Source organism: Bacillus sp. JZ109 (assembly GCF_053903135.1).
The window spans coordinates 1,556,244-1,574,748 of sequence record NZ_CP096388.1 but is presented as its reverse complement, the minus strand read 5'-3'; the positions used below and the strand labels follow the sequence as shown (position 1 = coordinate 1,574,748).

Below are 18,505 nucleotides of genomic sequence, written 5' to 3'. Positions count from 1 at the left end.
ATGGGACGACACTATCTTTGACACACTTTAATCTCCCCTGCTTTATCGACATGTTAACTGGTATGAGAGATTGACAAAAAGAAGGAAAACGATATATTTAAGCGAATACGAGTTTTTGAGCAAATTTTAAAATGACACTTTTTTCAAAAATCATGTCTTAACGGGGGGATTCGGTATGAATGAATTTATGAAGAAGTTTTCCTTAACAAAACCGATTATTCAAGCTCCAATGGCTGGCGGTATTACAAAGCCCCGACTTGCATCTGCAGTTTCGAATCAAGGTGCTCTTGGCAGCTTAGCATCGGGGTATCTTACGCCAGACCTCCTAGAACAACAAATAAAAGAAATGTTTGAGCTGACAGACGCTCCTTTTCAAATTAATGTGTTTGTTCCGCTAGGTCTAGAGATGCCACCAAAAGATCAGATTAAAAAGTGGAAAGAAAACATACCGTTAGCTAATCAAGTAAATCAATTCACATCTGTACAAGAAGAGTGGGATGACTTCTATCAAAAAATTGATCTAATTTTAAAATACAAGGTTAAGGCTTGCTCATTCACTTTTGATCTGCCGCCTGAAGACGCAGTAAAGGAGCTAAAAACCGCTGGATGCTGTTTAATAGGAACCGCTTCAACAGTAGAAGAAGCATTGTTAATGGAAGAACGGGGAATGGATATAGTAGTCCTTCAAGGAAGTGAAGCCGGTGGACATCGCGGAGCATTCTTACCTTCCAAAGGTGAATCTGCCGTAGGTTTAATGGCTCTGATTCCACAAGCAGCAGATGCACTGAGCGTACCTGTCATAGCTGCTGGGGGAATGATAGACCACAGAGGAGTAAAAGCAGCTTTAACCCTTGGAGCCCAAGGCGTTCAAATCGGTTCTGCCTTTTTAATTTGTCACGAGAGTAACGCACATCCAGTACATAAACAGAAAATACTAGAGGCAAACGAAGCAGATACAAAGCTTACAACATTATTTTCAGGTAAAGAGGCCAGAGGAATCGTAAATAAATGGATGGAAGAAAAAGAACAGTTTGAGACACAAACCCTTCCGTACCCTTATCAAAATACACTAACGAAGGCAATGAGACAGAAGGCTTCACTTCAAAATAACCATGATCAGATGTCTTTATGGGCAGGTCAAGGGATACGGTCATTGACTGAGGAAATTTCGGTTAAGCAGCTTTTAAATCAGCTTTGCCAAGAGGATATAAAAATATAGGCGCACCTCATTGATAGAGCAAAAAGCAAACTTCGACAGGCAGTTTGCTTTTTTTTCGTTTAATTTCATCCTCTGACTCTGGAAATCTAAATACTCCTACATTTTCAAAGCTAATTGAATCGGGTTACCAATCATCCCATTGATACGATGCGATCTTAATGATTTCACCACAACCACAATACATCACCAACATTTCGATCTCATCTCCCCTTCTCAAATTTTGCTATCTATTCGAAAAATCGATAACTCCCATATTAAATTCGAATAGTAAAATGGTTGTTTTTCGTTTGATTCAGATGATATAAAGTCATATGATAAAAAAAGAATGAGACAGAAAGCGTGAGAAGTGATGAAAATAGGATTTTTTGATTCTGGAATCGGTGGCTTGACTGTATTGTATGAGGCCCTAAAAGTTCTTCCTTATGAAGATTACATTTTTTATGCAGATACGTTAAACGTTCCATACGGTGAAAAATCAAAGGGTAAAGTTAAAGAATATATTTTCAATGCAGCTGAATTTCTGGCCAGTCAAAATATCAAAGCTCTTGTTATTGCGTGTAATACAGCTACTAGCATTGCGATAGAGGATCTTCGGAGAAATTTCGACTTTCCGATAATCGGAATCGAACCCGCTGTAAAGCCTGCTATAAATAAATGTACAGAGGAAAGAAAAAAGATTCTGGTAGTTGCTACTAATTTGACCCTTAAAGAAGAGAAATTTCATAATCTAGTTAAAGAAATTGATCACCATGACCTTGTTGATTGCTTAGCTCTTCCAGGACTAGTTGAATTTGCTGAGAACTTTGATTTTGGTGAAGACAAGATCATTAAATATCTAGAGAACGAACTATCTTCTTTTGATCTGAAACAATATGGAACGATTGTGTTAGGATGCACTCATTTTCCGTTTTTCAAAAACAGTTTTGAAAAACTGTTTGGGATAAAAGTTGATATTATTTCAGGCAGTGTCGGTACTGCAAAACAGTTGAAAAAAGTTCTTGCAGATCGTAACCAGCTTGGTAAAGGATCGGGCTCAATCACCTTTTTCAATTCTGGCCATAAAATTGTGGACCAAGTAGTCATATCAAAGTACAAAAGATTGTTTGAAATATTAGATGAAACTCAAAGGAGTCATGTTGGACATTGAATGTAAATGAAAAAGACAATCTCCTGAAGAGAAACATGAACTAAGAAGCGGGCTTAAAAAGCCCACTTTTTTTCTAACAAACAATTGAGTTATACACACATATCTGATTACAGTGTTTTCTCTCTTTCCCCTCTTATTTCTCCCCCCTCTCTATAGCTTTTCTATTTCAATAAAACACAAGTCTCGATTGAAAAGTTATCGTAACATTTACACTTCACAGGAGATTTTTCACGATTGCGAATCGACCGTTTGCCAGATGCACAAAGTCATAATGTGTAAATTCTGTATCTATGTGCATGTTTATTATGGAATTATTTTCATAATGTTTTATAATACAAGATGATAGCGTTTTCTAATTATAATGATAGGGGGAAATAATGATGATGAAAAAAGGTCTGCTTGCGGGTGCGCTTACGGCAACCGTGCTTTTTGGCACATGTGCAGTAGATGTGCCGGGTATTATTAGTCCAAAAACCGCAGAAGCTGCATCACAGCTAACTGATGGAATCGGCGGGAGGGCTTACTTGAACAGTAATGGTGCCATTCTTGTTACGAAAATCCAGCTTCCTAGCTCCACTCAGGTTTCAAATGGGACAGCCTACATCTACTCTGGTTTTAGCGGAGGCACAGAATCCGATATTGGGCTTCAGTACAGTGATAAATATAATGTATGGAAACCATATATGAAAGTTGGTTCAAAAGGACAGGATCAGGTTCAGTACCTCGAAGGAGGAAGCCAATTCACGAATACGAAAGGCTTCCGTCCCGGCAGCACCGTACAACTTACCATCTACAAAAACCTTAACGGCAATACCCGCGCTACATACTGGGGCACGAACAATGCCGGATACAACGGCCGTCTCATCTCAGAAATCAGCAAAACAAATGTCGGCTCCATCTCAAAATGGAAAGCGCTCGCTACAGTTGCAACAACAGGGTCACGCCAATCTATCAAATCAAATTTTTCAACATCTTTTACAAACATCACCATCGACAACAAAGCAATAACACCTGTAATTGATACACAAGACTTCGCTAAAGTAACAGTCTCAGGCAACAGTGTCAGTTTGTCCGTTGTGAAAAATTAAAACATGTTGAGCAACCAGTGCGGCAATTGGCTTAAAAGGGGCTTTAAAAGGCCCTTTTTTCATTTCGATTTAACAGTTAGCTTTGGTTCATGCCGTCTAAGAAGCAGCCTGCCGGCAGCTAGACAGCCAGCTGATTGTACGGGAAACCCGCTAACACTTATTATGGTCGAAGGCGGTTCTTTTTAAAACGAATCACTTGTCTGTGTTCACCTTCTTTTCAGCTACATACTACGTGATAAGCGCGGAAAAAATTAAGGTTCCCCTTTACATTCTCTTCATTTGTTTTTTACAGTTGTCTACTATGCATACCGCTCTCTTAAGGGATAAAAGTCATTGGACGGGCATCTCTTCTAATCAATCTTCTTTTGCTTTCATTCCCCTCTGATTTCCGTAGGATTAGTAAGCACAGAGGCTTTTAGTTCCCGATTACAGGAACATTTTGAGGAATAATTATTTTGCCCTTCAAATCTGAAAGGTATATAATAAATATACTTGTATGACAATTGAAAGGAATGATTTTTATTAAATTCAATCCTGTTTCCAATAAAAAATTATACATACAAATTTATAATCAGATCCTTTCGGAAATTCAGTTAGGTTCTTTTAAAGTAGGTGATAAACTGCCTTCAGAAAGGGAATTATGTGAGCAGTTTGGTGTCAGCCGCGCGCCGGTTAGGCAGGCTTTGAGTGCCTTGGAAATGAATGGGGTCATTTATTCTCGCCAGGGAGAAGGTGTGTTTGTTAAGAATACCACAATAACCAATGGGATTTCTGCTTCCATGGAGTCAGCATCTCCGGAAGATATTGTGGAGGCAAGAATGCACATTGAGCCTTTAATTATAAAATTTGCGGCTTTGAGAGCGACTGACGATGATATTCAGGAGCTTAGGAAGACAATAAAAAAAATGGAAGAAGAAACGATGTCTGGTGTGTACGTTCCTGAAACTGACGAACAATTGCATATGGGGATTGCGAAAGCATCACATAATGATTTATTTATTACCTTCATGTCCGCTATCACAAATGCTATGAAGCAGCAGGAAATGTGGCGGTTTATTCGTGACCGAACCGTTACTCGTTCAGAATACCGCGAAGTGAATTTTCAGGAACATAAACTGATTATTAAAGCAATTGAGGACCGTAACGAAAAAGAAGCTGTTGAGCGAATGACTGCCCACATGCAGAACTTATATGAACGATATTGGAAAAGCTAAACTCTGTTAGAACAAGCCCTTTATTTAAAAAAATCTGGCGTATAGTGGCTATAATATGACCTCCATTTCTATACGCCTTTACCTACCTATTCTCCTTTTTGGTCTTCTGATCCTAAACATCTTTGACAAATACCATATAACACTTTAACACCTTCAGAACTATAAACTGTATCGATCACTTTTTCACACACCTGGCATACAATCGTATCTTGTTGCACTTTTGATTTCTGTACCATGGTTTTATTGCCTCCAATCATTTTTATTTCACAAATGCCCTCATCAAATCAAGGCTTGATGGCCGCTTCCCCACAACGTCTGTGACCACAGCCCGAATGACAGTATTCATTCCTGGATCACCCTTTCGCTGATTAGCCCTAAATTTTTATGGACACTTTGCAAGATTTTGAGTTTTCTATATTCAAAAAATGACTGTCGTTCTGAACATCACCCATTGGCTCTTAATCACAAACCTTTTTCAACTAGACTTTTCAATGCTGGATTTATATGTGTCATTTTTTACTTTAAGCGCTTTTCCAGACTGTTTCACCAGAATTACAAGAATTAGAGAAGCTAGGATCATGCTTAAGCCTAAGAAAATCATACTTATATTAAAAGAACCTGTCATATCCTTAATATAACCGACAATGTATGGACCGAAAAATCCGCCAAGATTTCCGATACTATTGATTAATGCTATCGCACCACCCGCTGCAGCTCCTGTTAAGAAAGAAGGCGGAATTGCCCAAAAAGGAGAATAGGCACCAAAAGCGCCGCATAACGCAATTGTTAAAAATACAAATGCTAATATAACACTTGAATTTGCTACATAGCTGCTAATGACCATTGCAACAGCACTGACAGTTAAACAAGCAGCTACGTGCCAGAGTCTTTCGTTTTTCTTGTCAGAATGATTTCCAACGAAAATCATAACCACCATAGCGCAGAAATACATAACACCTAACAGCCAGCCCATCCCCTGTGTGCTTAGAGAAATCGTTTCAGATAATCCTTGTGAGATCGTCGGCAAGAACATATTAATGCCGTAATATCCAATCATCCAGCAAAAATAGCCGATCGATAGAATTAACACATCCCGATCTTTTAAGGCTTGAGCAAATGTATAGTGCTTTACCTGTTCTTTTTCCATCCTTTCTTTTGTTGTTACGTTAATAAGCCACCGCTTTTCATCTTTATTCAGCCAATTCACATCTTCGATTTTGTCATCTAGGTAAAAAAATGCAATTACACCAAGTATAAGCGCAGGAATCGCTTCTAAAATAAACAGCCACTGCCATCCAGATATATCAAGCCATTCAATTCCTAAGAGAAATGTAGAAAGCGGAGAACCCAATGCATTCGCCCCAGGGATGGCCAGCATAAATCCAGCAATTGCTTTAGCATGATGTTTCGTTTGATAAAATCCACTCAAATAAAAGACCATACATGGATAAAAACTAGCTTCTGCTGCACCTAATAAAAAACGTGCAGTATAAAACTGCCATGGTTCTTGTACAAAAGCCATTAATATCGCGATGATGGCCCAAGTGATCATAATCCGACTGATCCATTTTCTGGCTCCGATTTTTGTCATGATAGCACTACCCGGAACTTCTAATATGAAATAACCAAGGAAGAAGATCCCGGCTCCCAGTCCAAATACAGCATTTGAAAACCCTAGATCTTCATTCATCTGGAGAGCTGCAAAGCCGATATTAACTCGGTCTAAAATTGCGATAATAAAACATAAGAATAAAAATGGAATTAACCGGATTGTTACTTTACGAGTTGTTGAACGCTCTAATGCTAATTGGTCCAAGAAGATTCCCCCTTAACCCTAGTGTTGTCCTCCAAAGATAAAAGAATCATATTTTCTTCAGAAACAAAAGCCCCCCCCTTTTTGTTAAACGCTTACATTTTTTCTTTCGTTTTGTTTGGTCTTTAATAGAGAGGGTCAGGCATGTTAAACATACCTGCTCTACATAGATCCATTAGTCCATATGTGAACCGCCATTAATATCAATTTCTTCCCCTGTGATGTAGGCTGCTTCTTTAGCAGCCAAAAACGTAATTGCGGCGGCAATTTCTTTTGTTTCACCCGGGCGACCCACGGGGATATTATCAATGACTTTTTTCGCATCTTCTTCAGAAAGTGATTTCCAAATGTCGGTATTGACAAGGCCTGGCGCTATGCAATTCACAGTTATACCATCCATCCCTACTTCACGGGCAAGGTTTTTAGAAAAGCCCAATACGGCTGCTTTGGAAGCGGAGTAATGGGCACCGCCAAAAACGCCGCCGCCCCTTTTTGCAGATACAGAAGAAAGATTGATAATACGGCCATATTGCTGCTTTTTCATTGTTTCTAAAACGGCTTGTGTGCACAAGAACAGCCCAAACATATTGACGTTGAATACTCTTGTCATATCTTCCAATGTCATATCCTGTACCGTTACTTTTTGAGAAATTCCTGCGTTATTCACTAAAATATCAATGCGCCCAAACTCTTCAAGTGTTTTGGCTATCATATGGTCAACTGATTCTTTATTCGTTACATTAACTTCTACACCAACCGCTCTCCCTCCGCTTTCTGTGATAGCTTCTACTGTTTTTAGAATACCTGTCTGATTCATATCTGCTACTACAATTGAAGCTCCCTGTTTGGCAAGAGTTAATGCAATGGTTCTGCCGATTCCTTTTTCAGACCCACTTCCTGTCACGATAGCTACCTGATCATTTAATGTAAACATGGCGTTCTCCCACTTTCATATTTTATCTTCTAAGCATATCCTTAGCCGTTTTTATAATGTTTTCGATGGTAATGCCGTTGATTTCCAGCAGCTTCTCATAAGGAGCTGATTCTCCAAACCGGTCCTGCACTCCGATTCGTTTGACTCGGCCCCTCCCTTCTTCCGCTGCTACTTCACATATAGCACTTCCCAGTCCATTCAGGATGTTGTGATCCTCTACAGTCACGATATTGCCGATATCCAGACACTCTACCACGGCTTCTATATCCAAAGGCTTGATTGTATGCATGTCTAAAAGTGTTGCATAAATCCCTTGCTCTTCCAGCTGTTTGACCGCTTCTAAGGCAAGATATACTGTATCGCCATTCGCAATGATTGCGATATCTTTTCCGTGCTTTAATTGTTTGGCTTTTCCAATGATAAATTCTTCATTTTCGTCGTAAATAACCGGCACTGCGTCTCGGGTAAAACGCAGATACATTGGGCCGTACGTATTCGCTGCCTGCCTGATCAGTTTTCTAGTTGAGTGGTAGTCAGCACCCATGATCACAGTCATATTTGGGAATGATCTTAAAACGCCCATATCCTCAATCGCCTGGTGGCTCCCGCCATCGTTTCCCGGCGTTAGTCCGCCGTGTGAGCAGGCGATTTTTACATTCAAATTTGGATAGCAAACTTCTTGGCGAATTTGTTCCGCCATGCGCAGCGAACCGAAGACGGCATAAGTGCTTACAAATGGGATTTTACCTGTTGTCGCCAAACCTGCTGCCAGGCCGGCGCCGTTCTGTTCCGCAATCCCGACGTTCACATGCTGATGGGGGAGCTGTTTTATGAATTCTCCTGTTTTGCATGACTTGCCGATATCGATATCGATTACGTAAATATTTTTATTTTCTTTTCCCAATTGAACGATTTCATCACCGAAAGCTTCCCGCGTCGCTTTTTTCGTGATTAATGCTTTTTCGGTTTGGCTCATGATCTTAAACCTCCTGCCAGTTCCTCTAATGCTTGTTCGTATTCTTTCTCCTTTGGCGCTACTCCGTGCCATGAGCAGATATTTTCCATGTAAGACACGCCTTTGCCTTTAATCGTGTCTGCTACAATGCATTTCGGCTTTCCATTTTTCGTTTTTGTTACGATGTCTAAAGTCTCTACAATCTCTTCCATCGAGTGTCCATCAATTCGCTTTGTTTCAAAACCAAATACTTCGAACTTTTTCTCGATGTCTTGAAGTGGCATTACTTCATCACAGAATCCATCAATTTGCAGACGGTTATTGTCGACAAAAACAATTAAGTTATCAAGGCTGTATTTCACTGCTGTTTGAACCGCTTCCCAAATTTGTCCTTCTTGGCATTCTCCGTCACCTACCATAGCGAACACCCGGTAATCTTTGTCGTCCCGTTTTCCTGCAAGCGCCATACCGACACCGCAGGAAAGCCCTTGGCCTAGTGAGCCAGTTGAAATATCGATCCCTGGACATTTCTTCATATCAGGATGCCCTTGAAAAGGCGAGCCGTACTGCCTTAATTTGTATACGCTTTCATAAGGGACAAAGCCTCGCAGCGCTAAAGCAGCGTATTGAATAGGCGCCACATGGCCTTTCGATAAGACAAAACGGTCCCGGTCTTCCCACTTGGGATTTTTGGGATCTATTTTCATTTCTTTAAAATAAAGGGCTGTGATGATATCAGCAGCAGATAATGAACCTCCTGGATGCCCGGACTGCGCTTCGTAAATCATTGTTACCGCTGTTTTCCTAAGCTCAATGGCTTTCTCTTGGAGTTCCGCAATACTTATTTCTTTCACTCCGATCACCTCAGTCATTATTAAGATAGAAACACGAATACTCAGTTACTTGTTCACTTGTATTACAAGTAACTTATGAGAACACTATACAACTCCTGAAAGCGTTTGTCTACCGTTTTTTGAAAATTTAAAATTAAATGGATTAAAGCTCAAATACTTAACATCTAGCTTGGTTCCATTTCAGATTGTCATAAGCACACTACGCCAGTGTCAACTGGTTATTACCCTTAAGATCTTTTTTTGAGCAAATCCACTCAATTAATAGAAAGAACCACACCCTCATATCAAAATAGCTAGATCAATGTACTAAATCGGAAAAGATGAGATGTTACATGTGAAGGGAGTAAAAGTATGAAGAGGCTTGGAATGTCTATAACCAGGCCTCTTTTTTCTTTGTATCTTGGGCTGGGTAACGGCGCTGCTTCTGCTAACCTCTTACCGCGAAAGATTATTCAGTCTCATAAACGCTTCCAGCACATTAAATATGATACAAACACACCAATCCAACAATTTCCATTTCTCTATTTAGCTTTTTTATGTGTGAGGAATAGACTTGGAATGAAGATGGTGGCAAGGATAACTGCAGAAACTAAGAACCCGGCATGGTAACCTTTTAAGTCATTCGCAATCGTTGGTTGTAACCCTTGCATGACAGTTGCGACTACAGTGGCGATAACAGCCGTACCAAAGCTCGAACCGAGATTTTCAATAATATGAATACCAACACCTGCTTCTGGAAGTTGTTTGCTGCCAAGTCCTGTATAAGCATCACTCGTCAATGGAAGCATAATTCCTCCAAAACTGGTCCCACGGATGAATAATATGATGGAAATCCAAATCATACTCGTTTTATCGGTGATAAAGATAAGTGGAATAGACCCGATAAGCGAAAGAACAAGACTGGCCATAACGACGTATTTCGCACCGATCCGATCAATCATTTTTCCAATCATTGGCCGAGTAACAAGCATCCCGACTCCTTGGGGGATTAATGCTAGCGCGGCTTCGATTGCCGTGAAATGACGGAAGTTTTGAAAGAACAATGGAAGTATTAACATGGGTCCCATGACGGCAATATTCGCTAATAATAACCCGACGCTGGATGCTAAGAAGTTTTTGTGTGCAAACAAATTTATGGGGAGTACGGTTTGATTTTTTCTGATTCGGTTATATACGATGTAAATTACAGCTAAAGCGAGGCCGATGCCCGCCCATAGGATTGTTTCGCTATTGTTAAATGATGCATGGTCCGCTGCTTTCGTAATTCCGTATATCATTGCTGCACTCATTAAGGATAAATTGATAATTCCAAAAATATCAAGTTTGCTATTTTTGTTGAATGGCTCAAAGTCTGGAAGAGTTTTCATCATCAGTGGTGCAGCAATCAAAACGATGAACACGTTGATGAAGAAAATCCAATGCCATGATGTAGCTTGGACGATGAAGCCCCCGATTACAGGTCCTAAGATTGGGCCCAAAATCATTGGTGTGCTGACAATAGCCATCACCTTTCCTATATGTTCTCGGCCTGCTGTTTTAACCAATAGCGTTGACATAAGCGGGGTAATAATTCCAGCGCTAAACCCTTGAAGTAAACGGAATAAGATAAAGCTAGAAATATTCCAACTAACCCCAGCGAAAACAGAAGTTACACCAAAGGCGATGACTGCACCGATTAAGATTTTCTTTCCGTTAAATTTGTTCATAAGCCATCCGGATACAGGAACTGCAATAGCAAGGGCTAAAACATAACCTGTAATGGACCATTGAATGGTATCCAACGTCGTGCTGAAATCTTTATTTAATTTGTCAATGGCGATGTTTACCATAGTTGAATCAAGCATTGGGGCAATTGCTCCAAGTGCAATTGCCCAGGCAGCCGAGAGAATTTCTTTCGATAAGCCTGATTTCTTTATTTGATCTTTTGACATATTATTCTCCTCTCAGAAACCATTTAGTTTCCTTGTCAACAAAAAGATATCATCATATTGTTTCCTTGTCAACAAAAATAAGAATAAAAAAAGACAGCCCATTCACAATAGAGTTGGGCTGACTATGGTTTCTTTATTCTATTTATCCGATTTAATTAACAGCTATTCCCTGTTTCTTTATTTCAGTATCCAAATGCCTGCTGTACTTTTCCACGAAGCTGAGCATACTGTCAAATTGTTCTTCGGTAACTTGTTCAAAAACGACTTTGTCCCGTTCTCGAAACTCTTTATGGAGTTCCTCATGGATGTTATAAATTACTTTTCCTTGCGCAGTAAGCCTAAAATAAATTTCTTTTTTATTATCCGGCTTCTGGTAGCTTTCAATAAGGTCTTTTTTTATCAGTTTCTTAGTTAATTTACTTATGGCACCTCTCGTCATATAAAGGGACTCCGCAAGTTTTCTCACATTGCTATCAGCATTTTTCCCAATGGATTCAATACAATGTACTTCAGAAGGCTTGTACCCCTTCAAACTGTCTTCCATCTTAGACTTATTAAGCAACACCATCTTGTTAAATAAGTCTCTGAAATTCAATATGAGCTGTTCTTCTTTATTCATGGCCTGCCCTCCCACCAGTTGGTGCACTAGCCATATTATATTCATTTTTTGTTTCTATTTCAACAAAATGAGAAAATGATAACTAGTAAGATTAGGGCAGCACACTATTTCCCTTGACTTTTAATTGGATGCTGTCGGGCTTATAGACCACCTTTATTTTGTTAGAACTCACCGTCGGCGGAGAGAAGAAACGCAAAAAACTAAAGAGGACAAAAAGCTGCTGGCGAAGGGTCAGCAGCTAATACAGGGGCGTATAAACATTTCATTCCATACTTTATGATAAAAAAGCACCATACTTCATAGAATAATCCTCATTTAATGAGCCATCATCTCATGGGCAATATCGTGTCCATCCATTTTTGACGGGTAGTAGGTAGGCCAGTTTTTGACTTCATCAAGTAAAGCTTCACGGTCGTCCCCCCAATAGAGATGGTAATGACTAGCTTTAGTCGGGTAAATACTATGATCACTAAACTGAATATACTGAGGCAGCCCTTCTGCTTTTTTAGCTAGTTTGAATATGTATCTTACCCCTCTATTGCCCGCATCATAGGTTAGAATTTCGTATCCGTCATACGTATACTTACCAGAATATTCTTTTCCATTTTTGAAGAACGTTACAGTATCTTTCTGGATTACAATACGGTCAACATCTGTTTGATAGCCCTTTTTATAATACTCTTTATATTCTTCAGCTGTCTTGCCGCCTTCGTGTTCTGATTTATATGAAAACACTTCGTCAAGAGTACCATCTTGCAGGTATGGATATACAGATTGCCAATCTCCTTCCCAATCAGAAAGTAAGCGATCCTTTACTTGGCTGTTTTTAAAATAGCCTTCATATATTTTTTCTGTTTCTTCATCATGCGCATGACTATGATCGTGAGAATGTTCGTGTATATGCCTGTCAGATGTTTGCTCTTGCATTTTGGAAGAGTCTTCTTCAACTGCTGAGGATGATGTTGTTTGATTAGACTCACCTGCAGAAGAACCGGAAGTCTGACATCCTGCCAAAACTAGTAATGAACCAATCGTTAATATGCCTAGCGGCTTTGAAAATAAAATGTTCATTCCAACACTCCTTTTTTATTAAATCGAAAACGTTACGATTTATATTATACATACATCTTTTGCAAACATCAAAGGGAAAATGCTCTTCATGCGGATGGCCTATTTTAAAGGAATAACTGACTTTGTTCATCAGTTATTCCTTTAAAATACGAAAGTCTACGATATTTCCATATCGATCCGCTTCAATATGACAGCACCCCTCAAGCAGCTGTTTTAATTTTCTCCGTCCGCGTTGTACCCTTGATTTTGCTCCCGAGTAAGAAATGCCGAGCTTTTCACTCAACTCTTTTTGTGATAACCCCTGAAATTCAGTTAACTCGAGAGCCTCTCGATACTTTTCAGGCAACCGTTTGATGGTCGATCGAATACACACAGTTGCTTCCTTGGTGAAATTTTCTTCCTCTGCACTGTCATTAAAATGTAGAACATCAGGCAATATTTCGCTCGTTTTTTTTGTACGGTAAAAATCAATAATCGTATTTCTAGTGATCCGATAAATCCAGCTGTCGATCTTTCGTTCATCGATCAGATTTGGGAGATGCACTTGTATTTTCATAAATACGATTTGCAAGAGGTCATCAACGATAGATTGATCGTTAACCCTATGTGAAATATATGTTTTTAACGGCTGATGAAATTGATCCCATAGATCCTCTATATTCATTTGAAAAAACCTCCTATAATTTTGCGTCTGCTTTACATTTGCTTCGTCTTTTTAATCGTAACAAAGAGCGAAACAATTGTTGAATCAATTGTATTGCAGCTGTTGCAAAAAATAATGATAAAGGAGAGGTTTGTTGTGGAGTATACCTATTTAGGGAGAACAGGATTGCGGGTGAGCCGTTTATGTTTAGGCACGATGAATTTTGGAGTTGATACAGACGAAAAGACTGCGTTCCGTATCATGGATGAAGCGCTTGATAACGGCATTCAATTTTTTGATACTGCCAATATTTACGGCTGGGGCAAAAACGCAGGATTGACAGAGAGCATCATTGGAAAATGGTTTGCACAAGGAGGACAGCGCCGCGAGAAAGTTGTTCTGGCGACAAAAGTATATGAACCGATTTCTGATTCGAATGACGGACCAAATGATATGAGGGGCTTGTCTCTATACAAAATCAGACGTCATCTGGAAGGATCACTGAAGCGGCTTCAGACAGATCATATCGAATTGTACCAAATGCATCATATCGATAGGCGGACACCGTGGGATGAGATATGGGAAGCTTTTGAGACTCAGGTTCGCTCCGGCAAAGTAGACTATATTGGATCCAGTAATTTTGCAGGCTGGCATTTAGTTAAAGCGCAAGCTGAAGCTGAAAAACGGCGATTCATGGGACTCGTCACTGAACAGCATAAGTATAGTTTATTAGAACGAACAGCTGAGATGGAAGTGCTGCCGGCTGCACGGGATCTTGGTTTAGGAGTAGTGGCGTGGAGTCCCCTTGCAGGAGGGCTTCTTGGCGGGAAGGCATTGAAAAGCAATGCCGGAATTCGTACAGCAAAAAGAGCAGATTTAATTGAAAAACATCGTTTGCAACTCGAGAAATTTTCAGATTTATGCAAAGAACTAGGAGAAAAAGAAGCAAATGTGGCTTTGGCATGGGTGCTGGCGAATCCAGTTTTAACTGCGCCGATCATTGGACCACGAACGGTTGAGCAGCTGCGTGATACGATAAAAGCCGTTGAAATCAGTCTGGATAAGGAGATTCTCCGCATGTTAAATGATATCTTTCCCGGACCTGGAGGAGAGACACCTGAGGCATACGCCTGGTGATACATTCATTACTCAATACTAACATTTTTCTTATATATTTATACTGAACTATCATATTAGGAAAGACAAGAGCTTGTTTGTCTCTTGTCTTTTCCACATCATGCTGAAAATGCTGGCTAAACATCGACAAAAACGCTGCCGTTTTATTCATTTAATGCTTATTTGATTACGAAATTACCGTACTCGTTTGAACGAACATGAATCGGTCCGTTTAAATTGTAGTTGTTCTCCTTGGCGATAGATCGAAGCACGTCCACACGGGCAACTGATTCTCTCCATTCGTCACGGGTGTCATGATTGGCCGGATTCATCAGATCGTCATAGCGTACGTCCAAGAATTTATTTAACCACTTCTTCTCGTCTATTCCTTCTTTAGGTGATCCGCCCGCTTTTTTGTTCGTACGTTTAATCAAGGCATAAAAAGAGTCAGGGTCATCACCATCGCCATGTTGAATAACCGTATCGTACATCACAGCTCTAGCCAATGCTGTTTTTAGTCCGGCATTGTCCGATCGTTTCATAGCAGGCTGATAATACAAATGGTCATTTACTTTGTCTTGAGCGGCGCGAAATTCCTTATCATTTGCAAGCGACTTCCAGGCAGAAGCGAATCCCTTGAGATTGCTTGTATCATCGCTTTCTTCCTTGGCCAGACGGCGCAATTCAGGCAGATACTTTTTCAGTTTATTATTCGGAACTGCCTTTGTGTATACTTCCACTACTTCCAATGCATCCCCGGTAGCCGTTGTAAAGCCTGCCCGTCCGCATGTATAACCTCGCCCGTCATCCAATTGCTCTACATATCCATATTGGATCTCCGTTGTGCCGTTTTCAAAGATACTTGTCAGCTGTTCCGCCCGGCGCTTTTGATCTTTATTCAGTCCCGCCGCAAAAACCGTTTCGCTCATCATCAGGGTAAAAAACATAGTGAAAACAAGTAATGAGATCGCTGCTTTTTGCATACTGATTTTCATTGCACTTCCCCTTTCTAAATATTGTAAATACAGACTCAGTATACATGAAGAGACTGCCCTATTGTTGAAAATACATCAATTTGTCAATATTTTGAAACTAAAGTAATATAGCTTGAATCTTACTCTTTTCATTGCCAATCAGCCTTAGCCCCTTTCACTGGGAAGGTCCCTTGATTTTCATACTGCTTCAACTTTCATTAACAAGATGCCATAAGGCTTTACTCTATTTTATAATGGAAGTGATCATCGAAAATCGTTAGGGAGGTGATGTAAATGGCAAGCAAGATGAGAATGCCAGATTCCGCAACGTCCCATGCAAAGCCTATTATTGGGAAGGCGATACTTTGTATGGGGTAGACTTTCTAAAAGATCGCCCTAGTAAGCTTTTCTGATATAGTGGCTTTGCACCTTATTTAACATAAAAAATAAGGAGCTGGCAGAAATGGCATATGTAAAAGCAACCGCTATTTTACCTGAAAAGCTGATATCGGAAATTCAAAAGTATGTTCAAGGAAAAACAATATATATCCCTAAACCTGAATCCTCTCATCAAAAATGGGGTGCGTGTTCAGGAACAAGAAAGCTGATCGATGACAGAAACGCTTCTATTAAAAAAGCATTTAAAAACGGCAAAACCATTCATAATTTATCTGATGAATATCACCTCTCTATTGAAACAATAAAAAAAATTGTCTACTCTAAATAAACAAAACGGAAGCACTGATGAAATATAATCAGTGCTTTTTTTATGGCGAGTTTGTTTCTTAGTTATTTCCTGCATATGAACATTTTGGCCAATTGTGTAAAGTTAAAGGAGATGAGAAGAAAGGAAGGTCCTACAAATGACGATAAACAATGGAACATTGCAAGTACCTGGAGCGAACATCCACTATAAAGTGCGTGGCTCAGGTCCCATCATTCTTTTGGTCCACGGCGGAGGCGGTGATGCCGACAAGTTCCATCATATTGCCAATCATCTGGCTAACAGGTACACGGTTGTTACTTATGATCGCCGCGGCCATTCCCGCAGCAATCTCGCCAATCAGATTGAGGATTACCGTGTGGAAACACACAGTGACGATGCTCACCGTCTTCTAGCCAAAATCACCAATAAGCCGGCATACGTATTTGGAAGCAGCTCCGGGGCTGTTATCGGGCTTGATCTGTGCATACGCCATCCCGAACAAGTACATGTCATGATCCCACACGAACCAATCTTATTGCAGCTTCTGCATGGAAATGAGCTGAAACAAGCCGAGCAATTTATGGAAGACCTTAAGAAAAATCATCGAAGTGAAGTCATTAAGTTAATGTCAAGATTAGAGACAGACGAACAATCAAAGGCTGTGCTGACAAAGCGGCTTCTCGGCAATTCAACGTATTTCACTGAGTATGAAATTCAAGGAATTCTCAACTATACATTAGATTTCGAAGCATTAAAAACTATGTTTACATCTTCACCGATGAAGGTACTCCCAGCTGGCGGAAGTACTTCTCGGGAGCTTTTTCCTTATCGTTGCGCGAACGCCCTAGCGGAACAATTGAAAACAGAATTGGTTGAATTCCCCGGAAATCATACGGGGTACACAATATACCATAAAGAATTTTCTGAGAGGTTACACGACATGTTAGAAAAAGAAAAGAAACATACGTGTTAAGGATTCATTAAAATTTTCATAATAGGACAGGTAAAACTAACTATGGAATTAGAGAAGATTTCACGAAGCGTAAAAAGAACTTTTCACTAACGAGAACGCAATGTGAGATGTTTAACCAAAGTGATATTAGGAATTTCATCGAAAAATAGGTTTGTACATTACGTTCTCCTATTGATTATTTCCTATCTTAATTCCGTATTTATACCATTAGATACAACTCTAAAGCGGCTCGTTATTTTGTCCTCAACAACAACCAGTGTCTAACATCATGAATCTCTTTTGAAAATCACCACAAATGCAGGTATGGAAGACTTCATCGCAACAAAAACCATACCAACAACAATAGTTGGTATGGTTCGTCCTAGATAGGCCCTTAAGAAGAGATTCTATTGTACGGAGTATTTAGCTAATTGCATTTGTAACCGACAGGGCCGTCTGATCCTGTGTACACATATGTGTCAGACACATATCCAATATTCACGACACCCCGGGAATCTTTCCACTGGATTTGGTCCCAGATATTACTCGTTCCATACTTCCCTGTAACAGTCGTTCCATAAGCATAACAATAATAAGGAACACGGGAGCCGCTCGGAATGGAAAGCATAATAGGATAATTTGTACCAGGACCGCTGCGCATATTGACAGGCGCACCGCTGCTTGTTGAGACAGTAAAGTACTGAACGGCAAGTGCCTGACTGGAAAAAATGAATAATGATGCAATCATAACGGTTAACATACTCAGCATTTTCAGTTTAGTCAATGTCATCCCTCTTTCTTCAATTCCTTCATTTTAAGAAACGATAGAACATAGGCTACCAGCTGCATTTAGGAACAACCGGACCGTCTGAGCCTGTATACATATATGTATCAGAGACAAATCCAGGAACGATCTCCCCGCTGGCAAGCGTCCGCTCTGTGTAATTCCAAATATTGCTCGTTCCATACTTTCCAGTTACAGTTGTACCGGTTTTGTAGCAATAGATCGGGATGCGGGTTCCGCTCGGAATGGTCGTTACAATTCCCCAACTTGTACCTGGGCCGCTGCGCATGTTGACAGGAGCACCGCTGCTTGTTGAAACCGTATAATACTGAGCCGCAAGTGCATGGCTAGAAAAAATGAACACAGATGCAATCATCACCGTTAGCATACTTAGCCTCTTTAACTTATTCACCTTATACCCTCCCCTTATAAATGCCGTACGTTTGACTTTCTTACATCCAGTTAAGGATTTACTTTCAGATACC

General features: G+C 40.1%; 19 protein-coding genes. 7 read left to right on the top strand and 12 right to left on the bottom strand.

The window, feature by feature from the left end; translation table 11 throughout:
* Nucleotides 1–175: 175 nt before the first annotated feature.
* From M1D94_RS08150 to M1D94_RS08135, 4 genes are all read left to right on the top strand, one after another.
* Nucleotides 176–1,219, top strand: coding sequence for a nitronate monooxygenase (locus tag M1D94_RS08150; protein ID WP_277708848.1), 1,044 nt, complete (start codon nt 176–178; stop codon nt 1,217–1,219).
* Nucleotides 1,220–1,568: 349 nt separating this feature from the next.
* A complete protein-coding gene (gene murI / locus M1D94_RS08145; protein ID WP_277715454.1) occupies nt 1,569–2,366 on the top strand; it encodes a glutamate racemase in 798 nt (265 codons plus the stop codon).
* Nucleotides 2,367–2,746: 380 nt separating this feature from the next.
* Nucleotides 2,747–3,454 carry a YrpD family protein gene (locus M1D94_RS08140; RefSeq protein ID WP_032726255.1) on the top strand — a complete coding sequence of 236 codons (708 nt, stop codon included), beginning with the start codon at nt 2,747–2,749 and terminating at the stop codon, nt 3,452–3,454.
* 512 nt (nt 3,455–3,966) lie between these two features.
* Nucleotides 3,967–4,668, top strand: coding sequence for a FadR/GntR family transcriptional regulator (locus M1D94_RS08135; protein WP_038829685.1), 702 nt, complete (start codon nt 3,967–3,969; stop codon nt 4,666–4,668).
* Nucleotides 4,669–4,754: 86 nt separating this feature from the next.
* Here M1D94_RS08135 and M1D94_RS08130 read toward each other — a convergent pair whose 3' ends face one another.
* The 9 genes from M1D94_RS08130 to sigZ all read right to left on the bottom strand — a co-directional run bounded on the left by M1D94_RS08130 (nt 4,755) and on the right by sigZ (nt 13,509).
* The gene (locus M1D94_RS08130) at nt 4,755–4,904 is read right to left on the bottom strand and encodes a GapA-binding peptide SR1P (RefSeq protein WP_106610757.1); all 150 of its coding nucleotides are present in this window, start codon (nt 4,902–4,904) and stop codon (nt 4,755–4,757) included.
* A gap of 239 nt (nt 4,905–5,143) precedes the next feature.
* A complete protein-coding gene (locus tag M1D94_RS08125) occupies nt 5,144–6,484 on the bottom strand; it encodes an MFS transporter (RefSeq protein ID WP_277708849.1) in 1,341 nt (446 codons plus the stop codon).
* A 172-nt stretch (nt 6,485–6,656) separates the two neighbouring features.
* Nucleotides 6,657–7,415 (bottom strand): SDR family NAD(P)-dependent oxidoreductase, encoded by a 759-nt coding sequence (locus M1D94_RS08120; protein WP_277708850.1) that lies wholly within the window; start codon nt 7,413–7,415, stop codon nt 6,657–6,659.
* Nucleotides 7,416–7,437: 22 nt separating this feature from the next.
* Entirely contained in the window at nt 7,438–8,391 is a 954-nt protein-coding gene (locus tag M1D94_RS08115) for a transketolase family protein (protein WP_038829676.1), read from the bottom strand.
* On the bottom strand, nt 8,388–9,224 hold the full coding sequence (locus M1D94_RS08110) for a transketolase (RefSeq protein ID WP_014664745.1): 837 nt from the start codon (nt 9,222–9,224) through the stop codon (nt 8,388–8,390). The genes M1D94_RS08115 and M1D94_RS08110 overlap by 4 nt, the downstream gene beginning before the upstream one ends.
* Nucleotides 9,225–9,745: 521 nt before the next feature.
* The gene (locus M1D94_RS08105; protein WP_049141101.1) at nt 9,746–11,155 is read right to left on the bottom strand and encodes an MDR family MFS transporter; all 1,410 of its coding nucleotides are present in this window, start codon (nt 11,153–11,155) and stop codon (nt 9,746–9,748) included.
* Nucleotides 11,156–11,306: 151 nt separating this feature from the next.
* Entirely contained in the window at nt 11,307–11,774 is a 468-nt protein-coding gene (locus M1D94_RS08100) for a MarR family winged helix-turn-helix transcriptional regulator (protein WP_038829673.1), read from the bottom strand.
* Between the two features lie 315 nt (nt 11,775–12,089).
* On the bottom strand, nt 12,090–12,845 hold the full coding sequence (locus M1D94_RS08095) for a metal-binding protein ZinT (protein WP_041850114.1): 756 nt from the start codon (nt 12,843–12,845) through the stop codon (nt 12,090–12,092).
* Nucleotides 12,846–12,978: 133 nt separating this feature from the next.
* The gene (gene sigZ / locus M1D94_RS08090; RefSeq protein WP_041850115.1) at nt 12,979–13,509 is read right to left on the bottom strand and encodes an RNA polymerase sigma factor SigZ; all 531 of its coding nucleotides are present in this window, start codon (nt 13,507–13,509) and stop codon (nt 12,979–12,981) included.
* 135 nt (nt 13,510–13,644) lie between these two features.
* On the opposite strand from sigZ, the gene M1D94_RS08085 reads away from it, so the two are divergent.
* Complete coding sequence (locus tag M1D94_RS08085) at nt 13,645–14,625, top strand: aldo/keto reductase (RefSeq protein WP_041850116.1); 981 nt, start codon at nt 13,645–13,647, stop codon at nt 14,623–14,625.
* 158 nt (nt 14,626–14,783) lie between these two features.
* On the opposite strand, the gene csn is transcribed toward M1D94_RS08085, so the two are convergent.
* Nucleotides 14,784–15,599, bottom strand: coding sequence for a chitosanase (gene csn / locus M1D94_RS08080; protein WP_282627270.1), 816 nt, complete (start codon nt 15,597–15,599; stop codon nt 14,784–14,786).
* A 442-nt stretch (nt 15,600–16,041) separates the two neighbouring features.
* Between csn and M1D94_RS08075 the strand changes: the two genes are divergently transcribed.
* Both M1D94_RS08075 and M1D94_RS08070 read left to right on the top strand, forming a co-directional pair.
* The gene (locus M1D94_RS08075) at nt 16,042–16,305 is read left to right on the top strand and encodes a CD3324 family protein (protein ID WP_021480187.1); all 264 of its coding nucleotides are present in this window, start codon (nt 16,042–16,044) and stop codon (nt 16,303–16,305) included.
* A gap of 136 nt (nt 16,306–16,441) precedes the next feature.
* Nucleotides 16,442–17,257 carry an alpha/beta hydrolase gene (locus M1D94_RS08070; protein WP_282627271.1) on the top strand — a complete coding sequence of 272 codons (816 nt, stop codon included), beginning with the start codon at nt 16,442–16,444 and terminating at the stop codon, nt 17,255–17,257.
* A gap of 406 nt (nt 17,258–17,663) precedes the next feature.
* On the opposite strand, the gene M1D94_RS08065 is transcribed toward M1D94_RS08070, so the two are convergent.
* Together M1D94_RS08065 and M1D94_RS08060 are read right to left on the bottom strand one after the other, a co-directional pair.
* Nucleotides 17,664–18,020, bottom strand: coding sequence for an SH3 domain-containing protein (locus tag M1D94_RS08065; RefSeq protein WP_004398671.1), 357 nt, complete (start codon nt 18,018–18,020; stop codon nt 17,664–17,666).
* A 52-nt stretch (nt 18,021–18,072) separates the two neighbouring features.
* Complete coding sequence (locus M1D94_RS08060) at nt 18,073–18,432, bottom strand: SH3 domain-containing protein (protein ID WP_004399021.1); 360 nt, start codon at nt 18,430–18,432, stop codon at nt 18,073–18,075.
* Nucleotides 18,433–18,505 lie beyond the last annotated feature (73 nt).

Excerpts from the sequence above, each read along its gene's own strand:
- M1D94_RS08140 (WP_032726255.1), top strand. The coding sequence starts at position 2,747 with ATGATGAAAAAAGGTCTGCTTGCGGGTGCGCTTACGGCAACCGTGCTT.
- M1D94_RS08130 (WP_106610757.1), bottom strand. The coding sequence starts at position 4,904 with ATGGTACAGAAATCAAAAGTGCAACAAGATACGATTGTATGCCAGGTG.
- M1D94_RS08075 (WP_021480187.1), top strand. The coding sequence starts at position 16,042 with ATGGCATATGTAAAAGCAACCGCTATTTTACCTGAAAAGCTGATATCG.
- csn (WP_282627270.1), bottom strand. The coding sequence starts at position 15,599 with ATGAAAATCAGTATGCAAAAAGCAGCGATCTCATTACTTGTTTTCACT.
- M1D94_RS08100 (WP_038829673.1), bottom strand. The coding sequence starts at position 11,774 with ATGAATAAAGAAGAACAGCTCATATTGAATTTCAGAGACTTATTTAAC.
- M1D94_RS08070 (WP_282627271.1), top strand. The coding sequence starts at position 16,442 with ATGACGATAAACAATGGAACATTGCAAGTACCTGGAGCGAACATCCAC.
- M1D94_RS08115 (WP_038829676.1), bottom strand. The coding sequence starts at position 8,391 with ATGAGCCAAACCGAAAAAGCATTAATCACGAAAAAAGCGACGCGGGAA.
- M1D94_RS08105 (WP_049141101.1), bottom strand. The coding sequence starts at position 11,155 with ATGTCAAAAGATCAAATAAAGAAATCAGGCTTATCGAAAGAAATTCTC.
- murI (WP_277715454.1), top strand. The coding sequence starts at position 1,569 with ATGAAAATAGGATTTTTTGATTCTGGAATCGGTGGCTTGACTGTATTG.
- M1D94_RS08120 (WP_277708850.1), bottom strand. The coding sequence starts at position 7,415 with ATGTTTACATTAAATGATCAGGTAGCTATCGTGACAGGAAGTGGGTCT.
- M1D94_RS08150 (WP_277708848.1), top strand. The coding sequence starts at position 176 with ATGAATGAATTTATGAAGAAGTTTTCCTTAACAAAACCGATTATTCAA.
- M1D94_RS08095 (WP_041850114.1), bottom strand. The coding sequence starts at position 12,845 with ATGAACATTTTATTTTCAAAGCCGCTAGGCATATTAACGATTGGTTCA.
- M1D94_RS08135 (WP_038829685.1), top strand. The coding sequence starts at position 3,967 with ATGATTTTTATTAAATTCAATCCTGTTTCCAATAAAAAATTATACATA.
- sigZ (WP_041850115.1), bottom strand. The coding sequence starts at position 13,509 with ATGAATATAGAGGATCTATGGGATCAATTTCATCAGCCGTTAAAAACA.